Genomic DNA, 626 nt, shown 5'->3' with positions numbered 1-626 from the left:
TCTGCATATCTGACACTTTGGTTCCCACTACTTATTTGGTGGACACCACTTTGTCTAATTCGTCAGATTCTGACCAGACGGTTCAGGCTGTACGCTTACGCAAAATCTGTCACAGCACAAACACATATGGCGTGGAGCGATGCCGATAATCAGCAGGTGAAACTGTCGATGCCGGAACTGGAAGAACTGGCGGCAGCAATGGTGCAGGCGCAGGTCGATCGCAACGATGAGATTTATCGCCGTCAGCGTGAAATGAAAGAGGAGCTGAGCGGTCTGGATGATTTGGCTTCAATTCGGGCGTTTGACGTTGAGTAATGAATAAGCCGCAACTGGCGGAATCACAGAAGACCGCTTTGCTTACCGAAGCGGAGTCTGTCATCCGGCCGCGGGGGCGTGCTGTCAGGCTGAACAGGGAAACGGATGAATCCGGGGAGGCCCGGGGGCGGGCCTCTGTTTTTCCGGAGTCAGTCCGGTCTGTGGTTTATGCGATGTGATTATGAATGGTGCAGTTGTGAGCCGTTTTCAGGCAATCGCAGGGCCAGTACCTCGTCAGTCAGCTGACGGTAAATCTGCTGTTCAGTCTCACGCATCACCTGTGCACCGGCTTCCCTCTCCGCATCCGCATC

Annotated in this window: 2 protein-coding genes; one reads left to right on the top strand and one right to left on the bottom strand. The window is 54.0% G+C overall.

Annotated elements, in window-relative coordinates; translation table 11 throughout:
• On the top strand, positions 1-315 hold a 315-nt coding region (locus BGK49_RS17055; protein ID WP_242412559.1), incomplete at its 5' end, for a DUF4376 domain-containing protein.
• Between the two features lie 179 nt (positions 316-494).
• On the opposite strand, the gene BGK49_RS31175 is transcribed toward BGK49_RS17055, so the two are convergent.
• A partial coding sequence (locus BGK49_RS31175; RefSeq protein WP_242412326.1) for a hypothetical protein occupies positions 495-626 on the bottom strand: 132 nt, incomplete at its 5' end.

The sequence above is a fragment of the Shigella sp. FC1544 genome (genome assembly GCF_001722145.1).
Lineage (GTDB): Bacteria > Pseudomonadota > Gammaproteobacteria > Enterobacterales > Enterobacteriaceae > Escherichia > Escherichia coli.
Note: the sequence above shows the minus strand (reverse complement) of the source record. Positions and strands in the feature narration are given on the sequence as shown.